We start from the raw sequence: 18,745 nt of genomic DNA, 5'->3' as shown, positions 1-18,745 counted from the left end.
GCCCATGCGAAACTTTTCACATGAGTGCCTGCCGCGCCCTTCGACGCCCACTTTCACGCCGTCGTACCACCCTGCCGGCCGCCGCCGTCGCCGTCCTGGCGGCGCTGACGCTCAGCGCCTGCGGTTCCGGCAAGACCTCCGGCAGCGGGGGGCAGACCCAGTTCGTGCAGGGCACGGGCGGGGTGAGCGTGGTCAAGGAGCGCGGGGACCGACAGGCCGCGCCGGACCTCACGGGCAAGACCCTGGAGGGCAAGGACCTCGACGTCGCCGGCGACTACAAGGGCAAGATCGTCGTCCTGAACGTCTGGGGCTCGTGGTGCTCGCCCTGCCGCGCCGAGGCGCCCAACCTCGTCAAGGTCGCCAACGACTACAAGGCCAAGGGCGTGCAGTTCGTCGGGCTCGACACCCGCGACCCCGACCCCGCCCCCGGCCTGAAGTTCGAGAAGGAGTTCGAGGTTCCGTACCCGAGCCTGTACGACTCCTCCGGCAAGCTGCTGCTGCGCTTCCCCAAGGGCAGCCTCAACCCGCAGGCCATCCCCTCGACGATCTTCATCGACCGGGACGGGAAGATCGCGGCCCGCGCCCTGAAGGCGCTGACCGAGGACGAGCTGCGCAAGACGCTCGACCCGCTGGTCGCGGAGAAGTGACCCCGGTGACCGCCACGATCACCCTGGCCGCCGTGGGCGACGTGAACCAGACCGTCGAGACCGGCGCCCTGCTCCTGGCCCTGCCCGTGGCGGTGCTCGGCGGGCTGGTCTCCTTCTTCTCGCCGTGCGTGCTGCCGCTCGTCCCCGGCTACCTCTCCTACGTCACCGGCGTCAGCGGCGCCGACATGGCCGACGCCAAGCGCGGCCGGATGGCCCTGGGCACCTCGCTCTTCGTCCTCGGCTTCACCGCCGTCTTCGTCTCCTTCGGCGCCCTCTTCGGCTTCTTCGGCGAGACGCTGCTCGCCCACAAGCAGACGATCTCCCTGGTGCTGGGCGGCGTGACGATCCTGCTCGGCCTCGGCTTCATGGGGGCCTTCAACCTCTTCGGCCAGCGCGAGTTCCGCTTCCACACCCGGCCCACCATGGGCCTGGTGGGCGCGCCGCTGCTGGGCGTCCTCTTCGGGCTCGGCTGGACGCCGTGCATCGGGCCGACGCTCGGCGCCGTGCTCTCCCTGTCCTCGCAGCAGGCCAGCGCCGGCCGCGGCGCGCTGCTGACCGTCGCCTACTGCGCGGGGCTGGGCGTGCCGTTCGTCCTGGCGGCCGTGGCGTTCCGGCGGGCGCTGGGCGCGTTCGGCTGGGTCAAGCGGCACTATGCGTGGGTCATGCGGATCGGCGGCGGGATGCTCGTCGCGGTCGGCCTGCTCCTCGTCACAGGTTTGTGGGACAGCATGGTCGCGGACCTGCAGACGTGGTCGAGCAACTTCACCCCTGGGATCTGATCGATGGCCAAGACCGATAAGAGCGCATCCGCACCGGCCCCGGAGGAATCCGAGGCCGGCGCCGCGGGCGCGCGGATGTCCACCGCCCCCGCCGAGGACCGGGGCCAGGCGATGCCCGGCTCCTTCGGCGGCGTGCGCGCTCCCGGCGCGCTGGGGTGGCTGGCCTGGTCCGCGCGCGAGGCGACGGGCTGGGTGCGCTGGTTCTGGCGCCAGCTGACGTCCATGCGGGTGGCGCTGCTGCTGCTGTTCCTGCTCTCGCTCGCCACCATCCCCGGCTCGCTCGTGCCGCAGACCGGCGTGGACCAGCTCAAGGCCGAGCAGTGGCAGAAGGAGCACGAGACCCTCGCGCCCCTGTACGAGAAGCTCGGGCTCTTCCACGTCTACAGCTCGGTGTGGTTCTCCGCGATCTACATCCTGCTGTTCGTCTCCCTCATCGGCTGCATCATCCCGCGCACCTGGCAGTTCGTCGGCCAGCTGCGCGGCCGCCCGCCGGCCGCCCCGCGCCACCTGGACCGGATGCCCGCCCACGCCACCTGGCGCACGTCGGCGGAGCCGGAGCAGGTGCTGGCCGCGGCCGGCCGGATCCTCAAGCGGCGCCGCTTCCGCACCGAGACGGCCGCGGACTCGGTCGGCGGCGAGAAGGGCTACCTCCGCGAGGCGGGCAACCTCCTCTTCCACATCTCCCTGATCGTGCTGCTGGTGGCCTTCGCCTCCGGCCAGCTGTGGAAGTCCGAGGGCGGCAAGCTCGTCGTCGAGGGCGACGGCTTCGCGAACAACCTCACCCAGTACGACGACTTCAAGGCCGGCTCGCTGTTCGACGCCGACGACCTCGACCCCTTCGACTTCGACCTCGACAGCTTCTCCGGGAGCTACGAGCGCACCGGCCCCCAGAAGGGCACGCCGCGCGACTACGCCGCCCACGTCACCTACCGGGACAAGCCCGGCGCCGAGCGCCGCAAGGCCACCATCAAGGTGAACGAGCCGCTGGAGACGACCCGCTCGAAGGTCTACCTCATCGGCCACGGCTACGCCCCGATGGTCACCGTCCGCGACGGCAAGGGCGACATCGCCTTCAAGGGCCCGATCCCCTCGCTGCCGCTGGACAGCAACGTCACCGAGACCTCGGTGCTGAAGGTGGCCGACTACCGCGACAAGGACGGCAAGCCCGACGACCTCGGCTTCCAGGGCAACTTCGTGCCGACGCTGGACCTGCGCACCGGCACCATGTTCAGCCAGTTCCCCGCGCTGGACAATCCGCGGCTGGTGCTGACCGCCTACCGGGGCAGCCTCGGCGTCGACTCGGGCGTGCCGCAGAGCGTGTACCAGCTCGACACGACGAAGATGAAGCAGTTCAAGAACCCGGACGGCAGGGCCTTCGCCCAGGCCATGAAGGTCGGCGACACCATGACGCTGCCGGACGGCGCGGGCACGCTGCACTTCGACGGCATCCGGCAGTGGGCCACCTTCCAGGTGTCCCAGAAGCCGGGCAACGGCGCCGCGCTGGCCGGCGCCGTCGCCGCGCTGGTCGGCCTGGCCGGGTCGCTGTTCATCCAGCGCCGCCGCGTGTGGGTGCGGGCGGTCAGGGGCGCGGACGGCACCACGGTCGTGGAGCTGGCCGGCCTCGGCCGCAGCGAGTCCGCCCGGCTGCCCGAGGAGCTCGCCGACCTGGCCGCGGCCCTGCAGCCCGACGCCCCGCAGGTGGCCGGCGACGCCACCGGTGACGCCGAGGGCGACGACTCCGGGGCCGCCGCGCCGGACGCGCCCGCCGACGACGCCCGCGAAGGCGCCTCCCCAGCCCCCGAAGCCCCCGCCGAAACGTCCGAAGGAGCGCGCGCGTGACCCTCGCCGCCGCAACCAACGAGAACCTGGCCCACATCAGCAATGTGCTGGTCTACTCGGCCATGGCCGTCTACACCCTCGCCTTCCTCGCGCACATCGCGGAGTGGGTCTTCGGCAGCCGCAGCGCCGTCGGCCGGACCGCGGCCGCGCTCACGGCGCCGGCCGCGGCCGCGGTGACCGTCACCACCGCCAAGAGCGCGCAGAGCGGCGGCACGGCCGTCCTGGAGCGCCCCAAGGTCGTCACCCGCTCCGCCCCCGGCAGCCGTGACGTCCCCGACGGCCCCGGCGCCGCGGGCGGCAGCGAGAAGGGCGACCTCTACGGCCGCATCGCGGTCTCCCTGACCGTGCTGGCCTTCGCCCTGCACGTGGGCGGCGTGCTCAGCCGCGCCCTGTCGGTGCAGCGGGCGCCGTGGGGCAACATGTACGAGTTCTCCACGACCTTCGCCATGGCCGCCGTCGGCGTCTACCTCGGCCTGCTCGTCGCCAAGAAGAACGTCCGCTGGCTGGGCCTGCCGCTGACCACGTCGATCCTCCTCGACCTGGGCCTGGCCGTCTCCGTGCTCTACACCGACAGCGACCAGCTGGTGCCCGCCCTGCACTCGTACTGGCTGTGGATCCACGTCTCCTGCGCCATCCTCTCGGGCGCGGCGCTGTGGGTGGGCGCGACGTCGAGCCTGTTCTACCTCTTCCGCGACGCCCACGAGGCGCACGCCGCCGAGGGCCGCCCCGCCGGCGCCTGGGACAACGTCCTCTCCCGCCTGCCGTCGGCCGCCACGCTCGACAAGTTCGCGTACCGCATCAACGCCACCGTCTTCCCGCTGTGGACGTTCACGATCATCGCGGGCGCGATCTGGGCCGAGGCCGCCTGGGGCCGCTACTGGGGCTGGGACCCCAAGGAGGTCTGGTCCTTCATCACCTGGGTCGCCTACGCCTGCTACCTCCACGCCCGCGCCACCGCCGGCTGGAAGGGCCGCAAGGCCGCCTACCTGGCCCTGCTGGCCTTCGCCTGCTACCTCTTCAACTACTACGGCGTGAACATCCTGCTGAGCGGCAAGCACTCCTACGCGGGGGTGTGACCGTACCCTCGCGCCACGCGCGCGTACGAAGGCCCGCTTCCTCGTTCGGGGGAGCGGGCCTTCGCGCGAGCGCCGGCAGGCGAGCCGCTGCCGACCGTGTTAGACGTGGACCCATGGAGATCCCCTCCCCCTACGGCGCGTCCGAGACCAAGGGCGACATCCACGTCCTGCGCTACGAGCTGTCGATCCCGTACCCCGTCGACGAGGTGTGGGCCGCCATCGCCACCCCCGAGGGGCTGCCGGCGTGGCTGGCCGTCGCCGATCCGTTCGAGCAGCGCGAGGGCGGGGCGATCACGCTGCGGTGGCAGAACACCGACGCCAAGGGCCACGCCACGGTCGCTCCCGGCCGGGTGACCGCCTGGGATCCGACGCAGCTCGTCGAGTACACCGTCGAGATCCACGGGCGGATCCGCTTCGAGCTGGAGCGCGGGCCGCTGGGCGTGGGCGGGACGCTGCTGCACTTCACCAACGAGATGACCGGGCCCGACGACGTCCGCCTGGACTGCCTCGCCGGCTGGCACCACCACTTCGAGTACCTGCTGCAGGCCCTCGGTGGGCAGCCGGCCGACTGGTCGCAGTGGACGATGGACCGCTGGCGCGAGCTGAGGGAGCGCTACGAGTCCGGGCGGCTGGACTAGCCCGCCGGCCTAACCCTTCGGGCCCTCGCCGCCCGGGTCCTTGTCGTCGTCCTTCCTCAGCGAGCGCAGGAACTCCGGGTTGTCGTCCGGTGCCACCCACTCCCGGCGCGCCGGGCGGGTGTGCGTACGGGTGCGGGGCCGGCCGGCGACCAGCCAGGCCACCGGGCCCACGAGCACCTCGCCGAAGAGCAGGATGACGAACACCCACGCCAGCTTCGGCAGGCCCCGTACCTCGTTCTCCGGAGTGTTCAGGCAGTCGATGAAGGCATAGATCCACAACGCCAGGATCAGCAGGAACGGCAGATACCTGAGCATGGCGGCGGCCCCCGGAGAGCGGTGATGCGGGCCGCTCGGCGGCCCCCGTGACGGGTCCAGGGTAGTGCGTGCTCGATACTGGAACGCATGGCTTACGACGATCTTCGCTCCTTCCTGCGGGCACTGGAGCGCGATGGCGATCTCAAGCGCATCAAGGCTGAAGTCGACCCGTACCTGGAGATCGGGGAGATCGTCGACAGAGTGAACAAGTCGGGCGGTCCCGCGCTGCTCTTCGAGAACGTCAAGGGCGCGGCGATGCCGCTGGCCATGAACGTCTTCGGCACCGACCGCCGGCTCCTCAAGGCCCTCGGCCTCACGTCCTACGAGGAGATCAGCGAGAAGATCGGCGGGCTGCTCAAGCCCGAGCTGCCGCAGGGCTTCATCGGCATGCGGGAGGCCTTCGGCAAGCTGGGCGCGATGGCGCACGTACCGCCGAAGAAGGTCAAGGACGCGCCGGTCCAGGAGGTCGTCCTCACCGGCGACGACGTCGACCTCGAGCAGCTGCCGGCGCTGTTCACCTGGCCCGAGGACGGCGGCTCCTTCTTCAACCTCGGTCTCACCCACACCAAGCACCCCGAGACCGGCGTCCGGAACCTCGGCCTCTACCGCCTGCAGCGCCACGACAAGCGCACCATCGGCATGCACTGGCAGATCCACAAGGACAGCCGCAACCACTACCAGGTGGCCGCCAAGCGCGGCGAGCGCCTGCCGGTCGCCATCGCCTTCGGCTGCCCGCCGGCGGTGACGTACGCCTCCACCGCGCCGCTGCCCGGCGACATCGACGAGTACCTCCTCGCCGGCTTCATCCAGGGCAAGCGGGTCGAGATGGTCGACTGCAAGACCGTGCCGCTGCAGGTCCCGGCCAACGCCGAGGTCGTCATCGAGGGCTGGCTCGAGCCCGGGAAGATGCTTCCCGAGGGCCCCTTCGGCGACCACACCGGCTTCTACACGCCGCAGGAGGACTTCCCGGCGCTCACCATCGACTGCGTCACCATGCGGCGACGCCCGCTGCTGCAGTCGATCGTCGTCGGCCGTCCGCCGACGGAGGACGGGCCGCTGGGCCGGGCCACCGAGCGCTTCTTCCTGCCGCTGCTGAAGGTGATCGTCCCCGACATCGTGGACTACCACCTGCCGGAGTCCGGCGGCTTCCACAACTGCGCGATCGTCTCGATCGACAAGAAGTACCCCAAGCACGCCCAGAAGGTCATGCACGCCATCTGGGGCGCGCACATGATGTCGCTGACCAAGCTGATCATCGTCGTCGACTCCGACTGCGACGTCCACGACCTGCACGAGGTGTCCTGGCGGGCCCTGGGCAACACCGACTACGCCCGCGACCTCACCGTCGTCGAGGGCCCGGTCGACCACCTCGACCACGCCTCCTACCAGCAGTTCTGGGGCGGCAAGGCGGGCATCGACGCCACCGCGAAGTGGCCCGAGGAGGGCTACACCCGCGACGGAGGCTGGCCGCGGATGGTCGAGTCGGACCCCGAGACGGCCGCCACGGTCGACCGCCGCTGGAAGGAGTACGGGCTGTGACCACGGCCGTCGTCGCCCAACCGGGCCGGACCAAGGCGTTCCTGCGCCTGGTGATGATCGAGCACTCGGTCTTCGCGCTGCCCTTCGCCTACATCGCCGCCCTGACGGCGATGTTCCAGCTGGACAGGAACATCCACTGGGTGCGGCTGCTGCTGGTCACCGTCGCCATGGTGGGACTGCGCACCTTCGCGATGGCCTGCAACCGCGTCATCGACCGTGAGATCGACGCCCGCAACCCCCGCACGGCGGGCCGGGAGATGGTGACGGGCGCGGTGTCGGTGCGCTCGGCGTGGACCGGGGCGGGGGTGGCCGTGGTCTTCTTCCTCGGTGCCGCCGCGCTGCTGAACCCGCTGTGCCTGGCGCTCGCGCCGATCGCCGTGATCCCGATGGTGGTCTATCCGTACGGCAAGCGCTTCACCCACTTCCCGCACGCGATCCTGGGCCTCGCCCAGGCCATGGCGCCGGTGGGCGCGTGGCTGGCGGTGACGGGGAAGTGGTCCTGGGAGTCGGTGATCCTGGGCCTCGCCGTGGGCGTCTGGATCGGCGGCTTCGACCTGATCTACGCCTGCCAGGACGTGGAGTCGGACCGTGAGCACGGGGTGAAGTCCACCCCGGCCCGCTTCGGCGTCCCGGCCTCGCTGTACGGCGCGCGGGTCTGTCACGCGATCACCACGGGCCTGCTGGTCTGGTACGCGCTGGCCGTCGGCGCCGGAGTGTTCTTCTGGGCCGGGCTGGTGGTCGTGGCGGGCGCCTTCCTGTACGAGCACACGATCGTCAAGCCGCACGACCTCTCGCGGCTCAACCGCGCGTTCTTCACGGTCAACGGTTTCGTCGGTATCGCGCTTTTCGCCTGCGCGCTGCTCGACCTGCTGGTGCGGGGCCTGACGGTGTCCTGACCGCACGTACGGACACAGCCGTACGGACGTAAAGGGGCGGCCCCACCTTGAGAGGTGGGGCCGCCCCTTTGTGTCCGTCCCGCCGTCAGATGCCTTCGAAGCCGGTCTTCTCCGGGCGCCCGTGCGCCCCGCCCTCGTCGGCGAGTCGGTCGGCGCCCATGGTCATGAGCGCGCGGAGGAGGTCCTGCGGCTTGAGTTCCTGGGCGCCGGAGGGGGCCTCGACGGCCGCGGCGTCGCCGTTCTTGACGGTGATGGTCAGCGGCAGGTGGCCCTTGGCCTTCTTGTCGAACTGGGCGGCGTCGACGGTCAGCCCGGTGAGCGTGCCGTTCTTGATGGCGACGTCGGCCGTGAGCTTCTCGGGGAGGTCCTCGAGGCTGTCGTCCTTGCCCTTGTCCTGCTTGCCGAAAGGATTCAGCTTGTCCTTCAGCGGCTTGAGGCCCTCCTTGACGTCCTCGGCGACCTTCTTCGCGGGGACGGTGACCAGCACGTGGTCCACGCCGTTCTTCTTGCCCGCGTCCTTGAAGTGCGCCTCGTCGCCGAGCGCCTTGCGGAAGGCGTCGAGGAACCGCTTCTGGGACTTGCCGTCCGGCGAGAGGGGGTTCGGCGCGCCGGGGGTGTCGCCGGCGCCCTGGGACTTGGCGAACTCCTCGGCGGCGGCGTTGTCGAGGACGACCCACTCGCCCTTGAGGGCGCTCTTGACCCCGCCCATGTCAGCGGGCAGCCGGTCGGCCTTCTTCGTCATCTCGTCGATGACCGCCCCCGGAGCGCCCGGCTCCGAGCCCCCGCCGTCCTTGCCGGACTTCTGGACGAGGGAGACGACCTCCTTGAGGTCGGTGCGCACATAGGACTTGCCGTCGGTGGAGCGGACCTCGACGAGCTGCTTGCCGCCGCGGACCACCTTGTAGGCGATCTTCGCGCTCTTGTCGTCCTTGTCGGTGACGTCCTTGAGCGGCTTGTCGTAGGTGGCCGAGAAGGAGTACTTCAGGCCCGCGAGCATGTCGGCGTCGCCGCGGTCGAAGTCGTCCGTGTCCTTGAGGACGTCGTAGATCTTCTCCGCGTTCGCGTCGACGGACATCTCGGCGGAGTAGGCCTTCTGCTTGCCCAGGTTGTCGAAGGCCCGCTGGACCTTGGCCGCGGTGCCGACCTTGCCGGGCTCGCAGGCGGTGGATGCGGCGGCTATGAGCGCCAGGCCGCCGAGTGCGGCCAGGCCCTTGTGCGTGCGGTGGATGATGGCCCCCCCAATTGACTGATCCTGGGCAAAACCTAATCAATGCCAGGAAGATTAAGCATGTCAAAGGACTTTTCGGCCGTGACTGCGGCCTGCGGATAGGCTCGGGGCGTGGAGCGGTATGAACACACAACGCAGCGCCGGCCGTGGGTGGTGGGCGTCTCCGGCGCGTCCGGGACGCCGTACGCCGCGGCAGTGGTGCGCGGGCTGCTGGCGGCGGGCGAGGCGGTGGACCTGGTGGTCAGCCGGGCCTCGCGGCTGACGCTGCTGGACGAGACCGGGATCGCGTTCCGGGACGCGCACTGGCGGGACGACCTGCGCGCCTGGCTGGCGCTGGGGGCGGACGGCAAGCCGGCGACCTTCGACGCCGACGTGTCCGACGTGCGGTACTGGGCGGCGGGCGACCTCGCCGCCGGGCCGTCGTCGGGCTCGTACCCCGTGAAGGGGATGCTGATCGTCCCGGCGAGCACGGCCTGTGTGGCCGGAGTGGCCATGGGTCTGTCGAAGGACCTTCTGCAGCGGGTGGCGAGCGTGACGCTCAAGGAGCGACGGCCGTTGATCGTCGCGGTGCGCGAGACGCCGCTCAGCGGTCAGACGCTCAGGCAGCTCGTGGCGCTCGACGAAGCGGGAGCCGTGGTGCTGCCCGCCTCGCCGGCGTTCTACGCGGGGGCGACGCACATCCAGGATCTGGTGGACTTCGTCGCCGGGAGGGTGCTGGACGCGGCGGGGGTGCCGCACCGGCTGTACCGCCGGTGGGAAGGAGAACTCGGTGGTGCCAGTGGTCCCCGCCGCGCGGGTTAGCGCTTCTTGGCGCGGCGGAAGCGGGGCTTCTCGTTCGCGCGGTGCGCGTCGGCGGACTGGTGGGCACGCGAGCGGTTGGCCAGGTCCTGCAGCTCACGCATGCGGGCGTAGGCCATCTCGATCGAGTACACGGGCGCTTCACTCCTGAGATCGAAGGATCGTCGTTGATTCGCTGATCTGGTGAAAGATTTATGGGGCCGGGAGCCCCGTACGCCTTAGATTCTACACGTAAACCGGCGACTTCGCTGATTATTGAAAGGTGCCAGGCAATGGACGCGGTGGACAGGCAGCTCATCCAGGCTCTACGGGAGAACGGCCGGGCCTCGTACGCGGAGCTGGGCAGGCTGGTCGGCCTGTCCGGGCCGAGCGTCACGGACCGGATCAACCGCCTGGAGGCGGCGGGCGTCATCACCGGCTACCGCGCGACCGTCAACTCCGCGTCGCTCGGCCTGGGCGTCACCGCCCTGATCGGCATTCAGCTCTCGGACGCCGCCGACCACGAGGACGTGGCCCGCCGACTGCGCGACCTGGAGGAGATCGAGGACTGCTGGTTCATCGCCGGCGACGACTCGTACATGCTCAAGGTCCGCGTCGGCGACGTGGACGGCCTGGAGCGCACCATCCGCCGCCTGTCCGGCACCAAGGGCGTCAGCCGCACCAGGACGACCATCGTGCTGTCCACCAAGTGGGAGAACCGGGTGGGTGAGCTCCCCGAGGAGGCGTGAGAGCGGGGGAGTACGCTCGTTGAGGTTGCCGCAGCAGCGGAAGTGACAGAGAGGCGGGCGCATCCATGGACGCGGGGCTCAAGCGTGAGCTGGAGGAGAAGGTGCACGCCGGTGAGCGGCTCACCCGCGAGGACGGCATCGCTCTGTACGAGTCCGACGACCTGGCCTGGCTGGGCGGCCTGGCCAACGAGGTGCGCACGCGCAAGAACGGCGACGTCGTCCACTTCAACGTCAACCGCCACCTCAACATGACCAACGTGTGCACGGCGTCGTGCGCGTACTGCTCGTTCCAGCGCAAGCCGGGCGAGAAGGACGCGTACACCATGCGCATCGAGGAGGCCGTCCGCCTCGCCAAGGCGATGGAGAACGACAACCTCACCGAGCTGCACATCGTCAACGGCCTGCACCCGACCCTGCCCTGGCGCTACTACCCGCGCTCCCTGCGGGCGCTGAAGGAAGCGCTGCCGAACGTCTCCCTGAAGGCCTTCACCGCCACCGAGATCCAGCACTTCGAGAAGATCTCCGGGCTGCCCGCCGACGAGATCCTCGACGAGCTGATCGACGCCGGTCTGGAGTCGCTGACCGGTGGCGGTGCGGAGATCTTCGACTGGGAGGTCCGCCAGCACATCGTCGACCACGACACCCACTGGGAGGACTGGTCGCGCATCCACCGTCTGGCGCACTCCAAGGGCCTCAAGGGCCCCTGCACGATGCTCTACGGCCACATCGAGGAGCCCCGCCACCGCGTGGACCACGTGCTGCGGCTGCGCGAGCTGCAGGACGAGACCGGCGGCTTCCACGTCTTCATCCCGCTGCGCTACCAGCACGACTTCGTGGACATGAAGGACGGCAAGATCCGTAACCGCCTGCAGGCGCGCACGTCGATGGCGACGGGCGCCGAGGCGCTCAAGACCTTCGCGGTCTCGCGGCTGCTGTTCGACAACGTGCCGCACGTGAAGGTGTTCTGGGTGATGCACGGCGTCCAGACCGCCCAGCTCGCCCTGCAGTACGGCGCGGACGACATGGACGGCTCGGTCGTGGAGTACAAGATCACCCACGACGCGGACAACTACGGCACGCCCAACAAGCTCACCCGCGACGACCTGCTCGAGCTCATCCGCGAGGCGGGCTTCCGGCCGGTCGAGCGCAACACCCGCTACGAGGTCATCCGCGAGTACCCCGGTCCGGACGCCTCGCTGCGGGAGTCGCCGCAGCCGATGCGGGTCTGAGATCCACTTCGCGGCGTGCTGTACTGGCTGTACCAAAGCCGCACCTTTCGGTCGTCGTCGAGAAGAAGGTCCCGTCCGTGAGTAGCCAGAAGTACGCGTCGCTCCGCTACACCGCCCTGCGTCTGGGCCTGCTCGTCGCATGCTTCGCCCTGGTGTGGGTGCTGTGCTACGCGCACGTCATCCCGCTCGGGGCCGGCGACTCCAACCTGGTCTGGATGGTGCTGCTCGCGCTCATCCTCTCCGCCCCGCTGAGCTGGGTCCTGCTGCGCAAGCAGCGCGACGCCATGTCGGTGCAGATCGTGGAGCGGGTGGACCGGGCCAAGGCCCGCCTCGACGCCAGCGCCGGCCAGGAGGACGGCGCCCAGAACGGCGCGTAAGTCTTCTCACACCTCATCGACGCCCTGTCGCGGAATACCCCTTTCGCGCCAGGGCGTCGACGCGTTTCGGGCATCGTGCGTCTCAAAGTTTCCCTTTGGGTGGCTCAAAGCGCCGGTGTTACCGTGGTCGGCATGTCGACGCCCCCGTCCAACCCGGCGTCCGCTCAGCGCGGGCGCATATCGCGCATCCTCAATGTCCCCTTCTGGGCCCAGATCCTGCTCGCCCTCGTGCTGGGCGCCCTGCTGGGCTGGGTCGCCAAGAGCGGTGACGTCTCCTGGCTGCAGACCGCCCTCGACAAGACCGGCGGCATCTTCGTCCAGCTGCTGATGGTGGTGGTCGCGCCGCTGGTGTTCTTCGCCATCCTGGTGTCGATCACCAACCTGCGGAACGTCTCCAACGCCGCCCGGCTGGCCACCCGGACCCTGCTCTGGTTCATGATCACGTCGCTGATCGCGGTCGTCATCGGCCTCGCCATCGGCCTGCTCACCGACCCGGGCGCCGGCACCGGCCTGACCGCCGCCGACGGCGCCGAGCCCAAGAAGCACGGCTCCTGGCTGGACTTCCTCACCGGCATCGTCCCCACCGACGTCATCACGCCCTTCACCGAGCTGAACGTCCTGCAGATCGTCTTCATGGCCGCCGTCGCCGGCGTCGCCGTGCTGCAGATCGGCGAGAAGGCCCAGCCGCTGCTGACCTTCAGCGAGTCCGTCCTCCAGCTGCTGCAGAAGGTGCTGTGGTGGGTCATCCGCCTCGCCCCGCTCGGCAGCCTGGGCCTGGTCGGCAAGGCCGTCTACACCTACGGCTGGGGCCTGATCAGCAAGTACGCGACCTTCACCGCCGACATCTACGTCGGCTGCGCCATCGTGCTGTTCGGCGTCTACCCGCTGCTGCTGGCCACGGTCGCCAAGGTCAACCCGCTGCGCTTCTTCAAGGGCGCCTGGCCGGCCATCCAGCTGGCCTTCGTCTCCCGCTCCTCCGTCGGCACCATGCCGCTGACGCAGAAGGTCACCGAGCGGCTCGGCGTGCCGAAGGAGTACGCCTCCTTCGCGGTGCCGTTCGGCTCGACGACCAAGATGGACGGCTGCGCCTCGATCTACCCGGCCATCGCCGCGATCTTCGTCGCCCAGGTCTTCGACGTGCCGCTGGAGATCAAGGACTACGTCCTGATCGTCTTCGTCTCGGTCATCGGCTCCGCCGCGACCGCCGGCCTGACCGGCGCCACGGTGATGCTGACCCTGACCCTGTCGACGCTGGGCCTGCCGATGGCGGGCGTGGGCCTGCTGCTGGCCATCGACCCGATCGTGGACATGATGCGCACCGCGACGAACGTCGCCGGGCAGTCGGTGATCCCGATCCTCGTGGCGTCCCGGGAGAAGATCCTGGACCGCGAGGCGTACGAGACGGCCGACGGCTCGCGGCTGGAGCCGGCCGTGCAGGCGGCGCCGGAGCCGGCCGCGGCGTGAGCCGGGCGGCTTGATCCCTACCCTTGACGTCCCTCCTCCCCGTGATATTACCTGCCGGTAACGTGACGGGGGGGAGGGATTTTGTCGTGAATGTCATGAGTTCCATCGAGCCCGTGGAGTCCAGGGCCAAGCGCAAGGCCGGCGGCAGGACCAAACGGATGCCCCGGGAGGTGCGCGAGCGGCAGATGCTCGACGCGGCCGTCGAGGTGTTCGCCCGGCGCGGCTACAACGCCGCGTCCATGGACGAGATCGCCGAGCTGGCCGGCGCCTCCAAGCCACTGGTCTACCTCTATCTGAACTCCAAGGAAGACCTGTTCAGCGCGTGCATCCGGCGCGAGGCCGAGGCGCTGCTCGCGGCGGTGCGGGGCGCGACCGTGCCGGACGCGCCCGCCGACCGGCGGCTGTGGTGCGGGCTGCTCGCCTTCTTCGCGCACACCGCCGAGCACCCCGCGGGGTGGGCGGTCCTCAGCTGCCAGGCGCGGACCCACGGGGAGCCGTTCGCGCTGGTGGTGGCGGGGCTGCGGCAGCAGATCGTCGACCTGGTCACCCGGCTGATCGCGGAGACCGCCCGCTCCGCCGCGCCCGCCGTGCCGCTGGCGCCCCACGAGGCCGCCGGGCTGGCGCACGCGGTCGTGGGCGCCGCCGAGTCCCTGGCGGGCTGGGCCAACTCCGGGGCCGACACCGGCCCCTCGGAGAAGGCGACGGCGGAGACGCTGATGAACGTGGTGTGGGTCGGCCTGGACAACCTCATGAACGGGCGTCGCTGGACGTGTACCGCCCGTCCGTGAGTCGTCCGGCGCCGGCGCGGCCCTGGCCGCCCCCCGCCACCGCGCGTACATTTACGGCCATAGATTTACCGCTGAGTAAGGTTACTTGCCGGTCTCGCATGTGGGTCAGGAGCCGCACGTGTCCGTACCGCCCAGCACCACCTTGCCTCCGCTCGTCCCGCCCCGCACGACGGCCGTCGCCGGCGTCGTCCGCGAGGCCTTCGTCCCCCCGCTCGCCGGACCCGCCCCGCGCGGCTCGCTCGGCGACCTCCCCTTCGACAACGCCGCCGAGGCCCCCGCCGACGTGGTGCTCGGCCGCAGGCAGCCCGACGGGCTGTGGCGCGACGTCACCGCCGCCCGCTTCGCCGCCGAGGTGCGCTCGGTCGCCAAGGGCCTCCTCGCCCACGGGCTGAGGCCCGGCGACCGGCTCGCCATCATGGCCCGTACGTCCTACGAGTGGACGCTGCTGGACTTCGCGGCCTGGGCGGCGGGCCTGGTCACCGTCCCCGTCTACCCCACCTCCTCGCCCGTCCAGACCCACTGGATCCTGCGCGACTCCGGCGCGGTCGCCTGCGTGGTCGAGACCGCCGGCCAGGCGGAGGTCGTCGCCGCCGGGGACCTGCCGGACCTCGCCCACCTCTGGCGCCTGGAGGAGGACGCCGTCGGCGCGCTCGTCGCCGCCGGACGGTCCCTGCCCAACGCCGCGGTGGACGAGCGGCGCGCCGCCCGTACCCCCGACGACATCGCCACCCTCATCTACACCTCCGGCACCACCGGCCGCCCCAAGGGCTGCGTCCTGACGCACGCCAACTTCTTCGCCGAGGTCGACAACGCGACAGGGCTGCTGCACCCGGTCTTCAAGGCCACGACCGGGGAGGCCGCCTCCACCCTGCTCTTCCTGCCGCTCTCGCACGTCTTCGGGCGCATGGTCGCGGTCGGCTGCCTGCGGGCGCGCGTCCGGCTGGGGCACGCCCCCAGCATCCGCCCCGAGGAGCTGCGCGCCGACCTCGCCGGGTTCCGGCCGACGTTCCTGCTGTCCATCCCCTACGTCCTGGAGAAGATCTACAACACCGGCCGGGCGACGGCCGAGCGCATGGGCCGGGCCGGCTCCTTCGACCGCGCGGCCTCCGTCGCCCGCCGCCACGGCGAGGCCGACGCCGCCCGGCGGCACGGCACCGGGCCCGGCCCGGGGCCCCGGCTGAGGGCGGCCCGGGCGCTGTACGACCCGCTGGTCTACCGCCGCATCCGCGCCGCGCTCGGCGGCCGGGTCCGCTATGTCATCAGCGGCGGCTCCCCGCTCGGCCCCCGGCTCGCCGCCTTCTACGCGGGCGCCGGCATCGAGGTCTTCGAGGGCTACGGCCTGACCGAGACCACGGCCGCCGCCACCCTGACGCCGCCGCTGCGCCCCCGCCTGGGGACGGTCGGCTGGCCGCTGCCCGGCGGCGGGGTGCGCATCGCCGAGGACGGCGAGGTGCTGCTGCGCGGCGGGCATGTCTTCGCCGGGTACTGGGACGCCGGCCGGCGGGAGGCGGTGCGGCCGGACGCGGGGGAGTGGTTCGCCACCGGGGACATCGGCGCGCTCGACGACGACGGCTATCTGACCATCACCGGCCGGAAGAAGGAGCTGATCGTCACCTCGGGCGGCAAGAACGTGGCCCCCGCCCCGCTGGAGGACCGGCTGCGGGCGCATCCGCTGGTCGACCAGTGCGTGGTGGTCGGGGACGACCGGCCCTACGTCGGCGCGCTGATCACCCTCGACGCGGACGGCTTCGCGCACTGGCAGAAGATGAACGGGCTGGAGGACGTGCCGCTGCAGGAGCTCGTGGCGGACCCGGCGCTGCGGGCCGCGCTGCAGGAGGCGGTGGACGACGCGAACTCGCTGGTGTCGCGGGCGGAGTCGATCCGGCGGTTCACGGTGCTGCCGGTCGCCTTCACGGAGGAGTCGGGGTACATCACGCCGTCGCTGAAGCTCCGGCGCGCCGCCATCGCGCGGGACTTCGCCGCGGAGATCGCGGCCCTGTACGGCGGGTGAGCCCGGGGCGGGTCCGGGGGCCGCGGCCCCCGGACCCGCCCCGTCCCGCTAGCAGTTGCCGGCGGCGGGCTTGCCCGCGAAGCGGTCGGCCAGCCAGTTGGCCGCCGGTATCGACTCCGTGATCACGCCCAGGACGTGCTCGCCGAACGGCAGCGACTTCCACTGGACCGCCGCGCCCTTGGCGCACCAGTCGGCGCGCAGCTGCTTGCCCACGCCGTACGGGATCAGTTCGTCGATCACCCCGTGGTAGAGGTACACGGGGTGGTCCGGCGCATGGGTGCCCAGGTCGGAGTCGTGCAGGGCGCGCTGCCAGTCGGCGGCCTGGAGGGGGTTGGTGACGGTGACGTCCGAGATGCGCTTGAAGAGGCCGGCGACGGCGCCGACGGCGACGCAGTTCTTCTTCATGAAGTCGATGTAGGAACGGCCCTTGGCGTTGAGGTAGCGGTCCAGGTCGAGCTCGGGGTAGGCGGCGTTCTGGCCGGCGGCGGCCATCAGGGCGAGGCCGGCGCCGATGCCGCCGTCGTTGTACTGGGCGGTCTTGAGCAGGTCGGCGGGCACGCCGCCGGTGGCGGTGCCGCGCACGTCGAGTTCGGGGGCGTACGAGTCGTGCAGCTCGGCCGCCCAACTGGTGGCCTGGCCGCCCTGGGAGTAGCCCATGATGCCGACGGGGCTCTTCGCGCCCAGCCCGGCGGCCGGCAGCCGCTGCGCGGCGCGGGCGGCGTCGAGGACGGCGTGGCCCTCGGCGCGGCCGACGGCGTAGGTGTGATCGCCGGGGGTGCCCAGGCCCTCGTAGTCGGTGACGGCCACGGCCCAGCCGCGCAGGGTGAGTTGCTGGATGAGGTTGGCCTCGAGGGTGGTGCCGCGGGGGAAGCCGGCCGAGGGGGCGCAGTGGTCGGCCAGGCCGACCGTGCCCACGGCGTAGGTGACCAGGGGGCGCGGGCCCTTTCTGCCGTCCTGGGGGACGATCACGGTGCCGGAGACGATGTTGGGCGCGCCCTGGGCGGTGGTGGAGCGGTAGGTGATGTGCCAGGCCTTGGTGAAGGTGGGCTGGCCGGGCAGGGGGTGGAAGGAGGTGGGGGCGGAGGTGACGATGTCGCCGGGCGATCCGGCCGTCTGCCCGGTGGCGGAGGCGGTGCCGTTCGTCAGGCCGAACGAGACGGCCAGCGCGGCGAGCGCGGTGAGGGCTCTGGTGCGCAGGTGCATGCGGTTCTCCCAACTGTCCGGTGTGGCTGAGGCAGTTGGGCCGACGGTAGTGACCGGCGGGTAACACGGCGTTGACCAGGAAGCTCAGCTTCGCTGACCGCGGAGCCGGTAGACGCCCGGGGTGACTCCGGTCCAGCGGCGGAAGGCGCGGTGGAAGGCGGTGTCCTCGGAGAAGCCGAGCCGCGCGGCGAGCTCGGCGATGGGCTCCCGGCCCTCGGCGAGTCCCGCGATGGCCGCGTCCCGCCGCACCTGGTCCTTCAGCCGCTGGTAGGAGGTGCCCTCCTCCTGCAGTCGGCGGCGCAGCGTCGCCGGGCTGACCGCGAGGCGGGCGGCCAGCTGGGCGACCTCCGGCAGCCGGGCCGGGCGGCCCTCGCGCAGCGCCCGTACGAACGTCCGCCGCACCTGCTCGGTGACGGTCGTGCCGTACTCGCGGTGGCTGAGCAGCTCGGCCGGGGCGCCCCGCAGCAGTTCGCGCAGGCTTTCCTCGTCGCGCACCAGGGGTGCCGCGAGCCAGCGGGCGTCGAAGGCGGCGCCCGTGCTCGCCGCCCCGAACCGCACGGGGCAGCCGAGCATCAGGGAGTACTCACCGGCGTGCGGCGGCTCCGGGCAGGAGAAGCAGGCCCGCAGCAGGGGGATGCGCCGTCCGGTCAACCAGCTCGCCAGCCGGTGCCAGACGACGAGGACGCACTCGGCCAGGAAGCGGCCCTCGGGGTGGTCGCGCGGGTCGTCGCGGACGGTGAACACCGCTTGGCCGTCGCGTCGTTCGAGGCACAGGTCGGGGCCGCCGGGGAAGAGCCCGTAGAAGCGGGCGGCCCGTTCCACGGCGCTGCCCAGGTCGCGGCAGCCCAGGCAGGCGTAGCACATCATGGCGAAGCTGCCGGGTCTGCTGGGCGCCGGTCCCAGTCCGAGGAACTCGTCGCCCGTGGCGCGCTGCAGGGCCCGTATCAGGTCGGCGAACCGCTCGGCCGGCACCCGCGCCCGGTCGTCGCCGAGGAGCAGCGGGGGGATGCCCGCCCGCTGCAGCAGCGGCACGGCGTCGATGCCGAGCCGTCGCGCGCCGCCGAGCGCGGCCCGCAGGTGGTGCACGCTGATCGTCGGCATGCTCATGCCCTGCACGGTAGCCCGCCTGAGCGCCGGGGTCAGTGGCGCTGACGTTTCCGGTCATCCCTGTGGGATGGTCGTGCTGCCTA

19 protein-coding genes are annotated in these 18,745 nt (G+C 71.2%); 14 read left to right on the top strand and 5 right to left on the bottom strand.

Annotated elements, in window-relative coordinates; translation table 11 throughout:
- The first annotated feature begins 20 nt into the window (after positions 1-20).
- The 5 genes from J1792_RS04720 to J1792_RS04700 all read left to right on the top strand — a co-directional run bounded on the left by J1792_RS04720 (position 21) and on the right by J1792_RS04700 (position 4,979).
- Positions 21-647 (top strand): TlpA family protein disulfide reductase, encoded by a 627-nt coding sequence (locus J1792_RS04720; RefSeq protein WP_086567580.1) that lies wholly within the window; start codon positions 21-23, stop codon positions 645-647.
- 5 nt (positions 648-652) lie between these two features.
- Positions 653-1,426, top strand: a complete 774-nt coding sequence (locus J1792_RS04715; RefSeq protein ID WP_086567611.1) for a cytochrome c biogenesis CcdA family protein — start codon at positions 653-655, stop codon at positions 1,424-1,426.
- A gap of 3 nt (positions 1,427-1,429) precedes the next feature.
- A complete protein-coding gene (resB, locus tag J1792_RS04710) occupies positions 1,430-3,265 on the top strand; it encodes a cytochrome c biogenesis protein ResB (protein WP_086567582.1) in 1,836 nt (611 codons plus the stop codon).
- Complete coding sequence (gene ccsB, locus J1792_RS04705; protein ID WP_086567584.1) at positions 3,262-4,341, top strand: c-type cytochrome biogenesis protein CcsB; 1,080 nt, start codon at positions 3,262-3,264, stop codon at positions 4,339-4,341. Before resB ends, ccsB begins: the two co-directional genes overlap by 4 nt.
- Before the next feature lie 113 nt (positions 4,342-4,454).
- Positions 4,455-4,979: an SRPBCC domain-containing protein gene (locus J1792_RS04700; RefSeq protein ID WP_086567586.1), complete on the top strand. Its 525-nt coding sequence runs from the start codon at positions 4,455-4,457 to the stop codon at positions 4,977-4,979.
- 9 nt (positions 4,980-4,988) lie between these two features.
- Here the strand turns inward: J1792_RS04700 and J1792_RS04695 are convergent, their stop codons facing one another.
- On the bottom strand, positions 4,989-5,294 hold the full coding sequence (locus J1792_RS04695; protein ID WP_086567589.1) for a PLD nuclease N-terminal domain-containing protein: 306 nt from the start codon (positions 5,292-5,294) through the stop codon (positions 4,989-4,991).
- A gap of 87 nt (positions 5,295-5,381) precedes the next feature.
- On the opposite strand from J1792_RS04695, the gene J1792_RS04690 reads away from it, so the two are divergent.
- Both J1792_RS04690 and mqnP read left to right on the top strand, forming a co-directional pair.
- A complete protein-coding gene (locus J1792_RS04690; RefSeq protein ID WP_086567591.1) occupies positions 5,382-6,833 on the top strand; it encodes a menaquinone biosynthesis decarboxylase in 1,452 nt (483 codons plus the stop codon).
- Positions 6,830-7,729, top strand: coding sequence for a menaquinone biosynthesis prenyltransferase MqnP (mqnP, locus tag J1792_RS04685; protein ID WP_086567593.1), 900 nt, complete (start codon positions 6,830-6,832; stop codon positions 7,727-7,729). Before J1792_RS04690 ends, mqnP begins: the two co-directional genes overlap by 4 nt.
- An 85-nt stretch (positions 7,730-7,814) precedes the next feature.
- Here the strand turns inward: mqnP and J1792_RS04680 are convergent, their stop codons facing one another.
- Positions 7,815-8,804, bottom strand: coding sequence for a hypothetical protein (locus J1792_RS04680; protein WP_086567595.1), 990 nt, complete (start codon positions 8,802-8,804; stop codon positions 7,815-7,817).
- 264 nt (positions 8,805-9,068) lie between these two features.
- On the opposite strand from J1792_RS04680, the gene J1792_RS04675 reads away from it, so the two are divergent.
- Positions 9,069-9,758 carry a UbiX family flavin prenyltransferase gene (locus tag J1792_RS04675; protein ID WP_086567596.1) on the top strand — a complete coding sequence of 230 codons (690 nt, stop codon included), beginning with the start codon at positions 9,069-9,071 and terminating at the stop codon, positions 9,756-9,758.
- Here the strand turns inward: J1792_RS04675 and J1792_RS35000 are convergent.
- Positions 9,755-9,889 (bottom strand): hypothetical protein, encoded by a 135-nt coding sequence (locus J1792_RS35000; protein WP_278186245.1) that lies wholly within the window; start codon positions 9,887-9,889, stop codon positions 9,755-9,757. The genes J1792_RS04675 and J1792_RS35000 overlap by 4 nt on opposite strands.
- Positions 9,890-10,027: 138 nt before the next feature.
- Between J1792_RS35000 and J1792_RS04670 the strand changes: the two genes are divergently transcribed.
- The 6 genes from J1792_RS04670 to J1792_RS04645 all read left to right on the top strand — a co-directional run bounded on the left by J1792_RS04670 (position 10,028) and on the right by J1792_RS04645 (position 16,352).
- The gene (locus J1792_RS04670) at positions 10,028-10,483 is read left to right on the top strand and encodes an Lrp/AsnC family transcriptional regulator (RefSeq protein WP_086567598.1); all 456 of its coding nucleotides are present in this window, start codon (positions 10,028-10,030) and stop codon (positions 10,481-10,483) included.
- 65 nt (positions 10,484-10,548) lie between these two features.
- Positions 10,549-11,712 carry an aminofutalosine synthase MqnE gene (gene mqnE, locus J1792_RS04665; RefSeq protein ID WP_086567599.1) on the top strand — a complete coding sequence of 388 codons (1,164 nt, stop codon included), beginning with the start codon at positions 10,549-10,551 and terminating at the stop codon, positions 11,710-11,712.
- 77 nt (positions 11,713-11,789) lie between these two features.
- Entirely contained in the window at positions 11,790-12,089 is a 300-nt protein-coding gene (locus J1792_RS04660) for a DUF4229 domain-containing protein (protein WP_086567601.1), read from the top strand.
- 132 nt (positions 12,090-12,221) lie between these two features.
- Positions 12,222-13,553 carry a dicarboxylate/amino acid:cation symporter gene (locus tag J1792_RS04655; protein ID WP_086567613.1) on the top strand — a complete coding sequence of 444 codons (1,332 nt, stop codon included), beginning with the start codon at positions 12,222-12,224 and terminating at the stop codon, positions 13,551-13,553.
- Between the two features lie 95 nt (positions 13,554-13,648).
- Complete coding sequence (locus J1792_RS04650) at positions 13,649-14,341, top strand: TetR/AcrR family transcriptional regulator (protein ID WP_242645438.1); 693 nt, start codon at positions 13,649-13,651, stop codon at positions 14,339-14,341.
- Positions 14,342-14,459: 118 nt separating this feature from the next.
- The gene (locus J1792_RS04645) at positions 14,460-16,352 is read left to right on the top strand and encodes an AMP-dependent synthetase/ligase (RefSeq protein WP_086567602.1); all 1,893 of its coding nucleotides are present in this window, start codon (positions 14,460-14,462) and stop codon (positions 16,350-16,352) included.
- Positions 16,353-16,400: 48 nt separating this feature from the next.
- Here the strand turns inward: J1792_RS04645 and J1792_RS04640 are convergent, their stop codons facing one another.
- Both J1792_RS04640 and J1792_RS04635 read right to left on the bottom strand, forming a co-directional pair.
- The gene (locus J1792_RS04640) at positions 16,401-17,555 is read right to left on the bottom strand and encodes a lipase family protein (protein ID WP_086567604.1); all 1,155 of its coding nucleotides are present in this window, start codon (positions 17,553-17,555) and stop codon (positions 16,401-16,403) included.
- An 84-nt stretch (positions 17,556-17,639) separates the two neighbouring features.
- Positions 17,640-18,662: an AraC family transcriptional regulator gene (locus J1792_RS04635; protein WP_086567605.1), complete on the bottom strand. Its 1,023-nt coding sequence runs from the start codon at positions 18,660-18,662 to the stop codon at positions 17,640-17,642.
- Positions 18,663-18,745 lie beyond the last annotated feature (83 nt).

The organism is Streptomyces triculaminicus, assembly GCF_017349075.1.
Classification (GTDB): domain Bacteria; phylum Actinomycetota; class Actinomycetes; order Streptomycetales; family Streptomycetaceae; genus Streptomyces; species Streptomyces triculaminicus.
This window is presented reverse-complemented; position numbering and strand designations above follow the sequence as displayed.

Excerpts from the sequence above, each read along its gene's own strand:
- J1792_RS04640 (WP_086567604.1), bottom strand. The coding sequence starts at position 17,555 with ATGCACCTGCGCACCAGAGCCCTCACCGCGCTCGCCGCGCTGGCCGTC.
- J1792_RS04670 (WP_086567598.1), top strand. The coding sequence starts at position 10,028 with ATGGACGCGGTGGACAGGCAGCTCATCCAGGCTCTACGGGAGAACGGC.
- J1792_RS04700 (WP_086567586.1), top strand. The coding sequence starts at position 4,455 with ATGGAGATCCCCTCCCCCTACGGCGCGTCCGAGACCAAGGGCGACATC.
- J1792_RS04635 (WP_086567605.1), bottom strand. The coding sequence starts at position 18,662 with ATGAGCATGCCGACGATCAGCGTGCACCACCTGCGGGCCGCGCTCGGC.
- J1792_RS04720 (WP_086567580.1), top strand. The coding sequence starts at position 21 with ATGAGTGCCTGCCGCGCCCTTCGACGCCCACTTTCACGCCGTCGTACC.
- J1792_RS04680 (WP_086567595.1), bottom strand. The coding sequence starts at position 8,804 with ATGTCCGTCGACGCGAACGCGGAGAAGATCTACGACGTCCTCAAGGAC.
- J1792_RS04650 (WP_242645438.1), top strand. The coding sequence starts at position 13,649 with ATGAGTTCCATCGAGCCCGTGGAGTCCAGGGCCAAGCGCAAGGCCGGC.
- resB (WP_086567582.1), top strand. The coding sequence starts at position 1,430 with ATGGCCAAGACCGATAAGAGCGCATCCGCACCGGCCCCGGAGGAATCC.
- J1792_RS04690 (WP_086567591.1), top strand. The coding sequence starts at position 5,382 with ATGGCTTACGACGATCTTCGCTCCTTCCTGCGGGCACTGGAGCGCGAT.
- J1792_RS04655 (WP_086567613.1), top strand. The coding sequence starts at position 12,222 with ATGTCGACGCCCCCGTCCAACCCGGCGTCCGCTCAGCGCGGGCGCATA.
- mqnE (WP_086567599.1), top strand. The coding sequence starts at position 10,549 with ATGGACGCGGGGCTCAAGCGTGAGCTGGAGGAGAAGGTGCACGCCGGT.
- J1792_RS04695 (WP_086567589.1), bottom strand. The coding sequence starts at position 5,294 with ATGCTCAGGTATCTGCCGTTCCTGCTGATCCTGGCGTTGTGGATCTAT.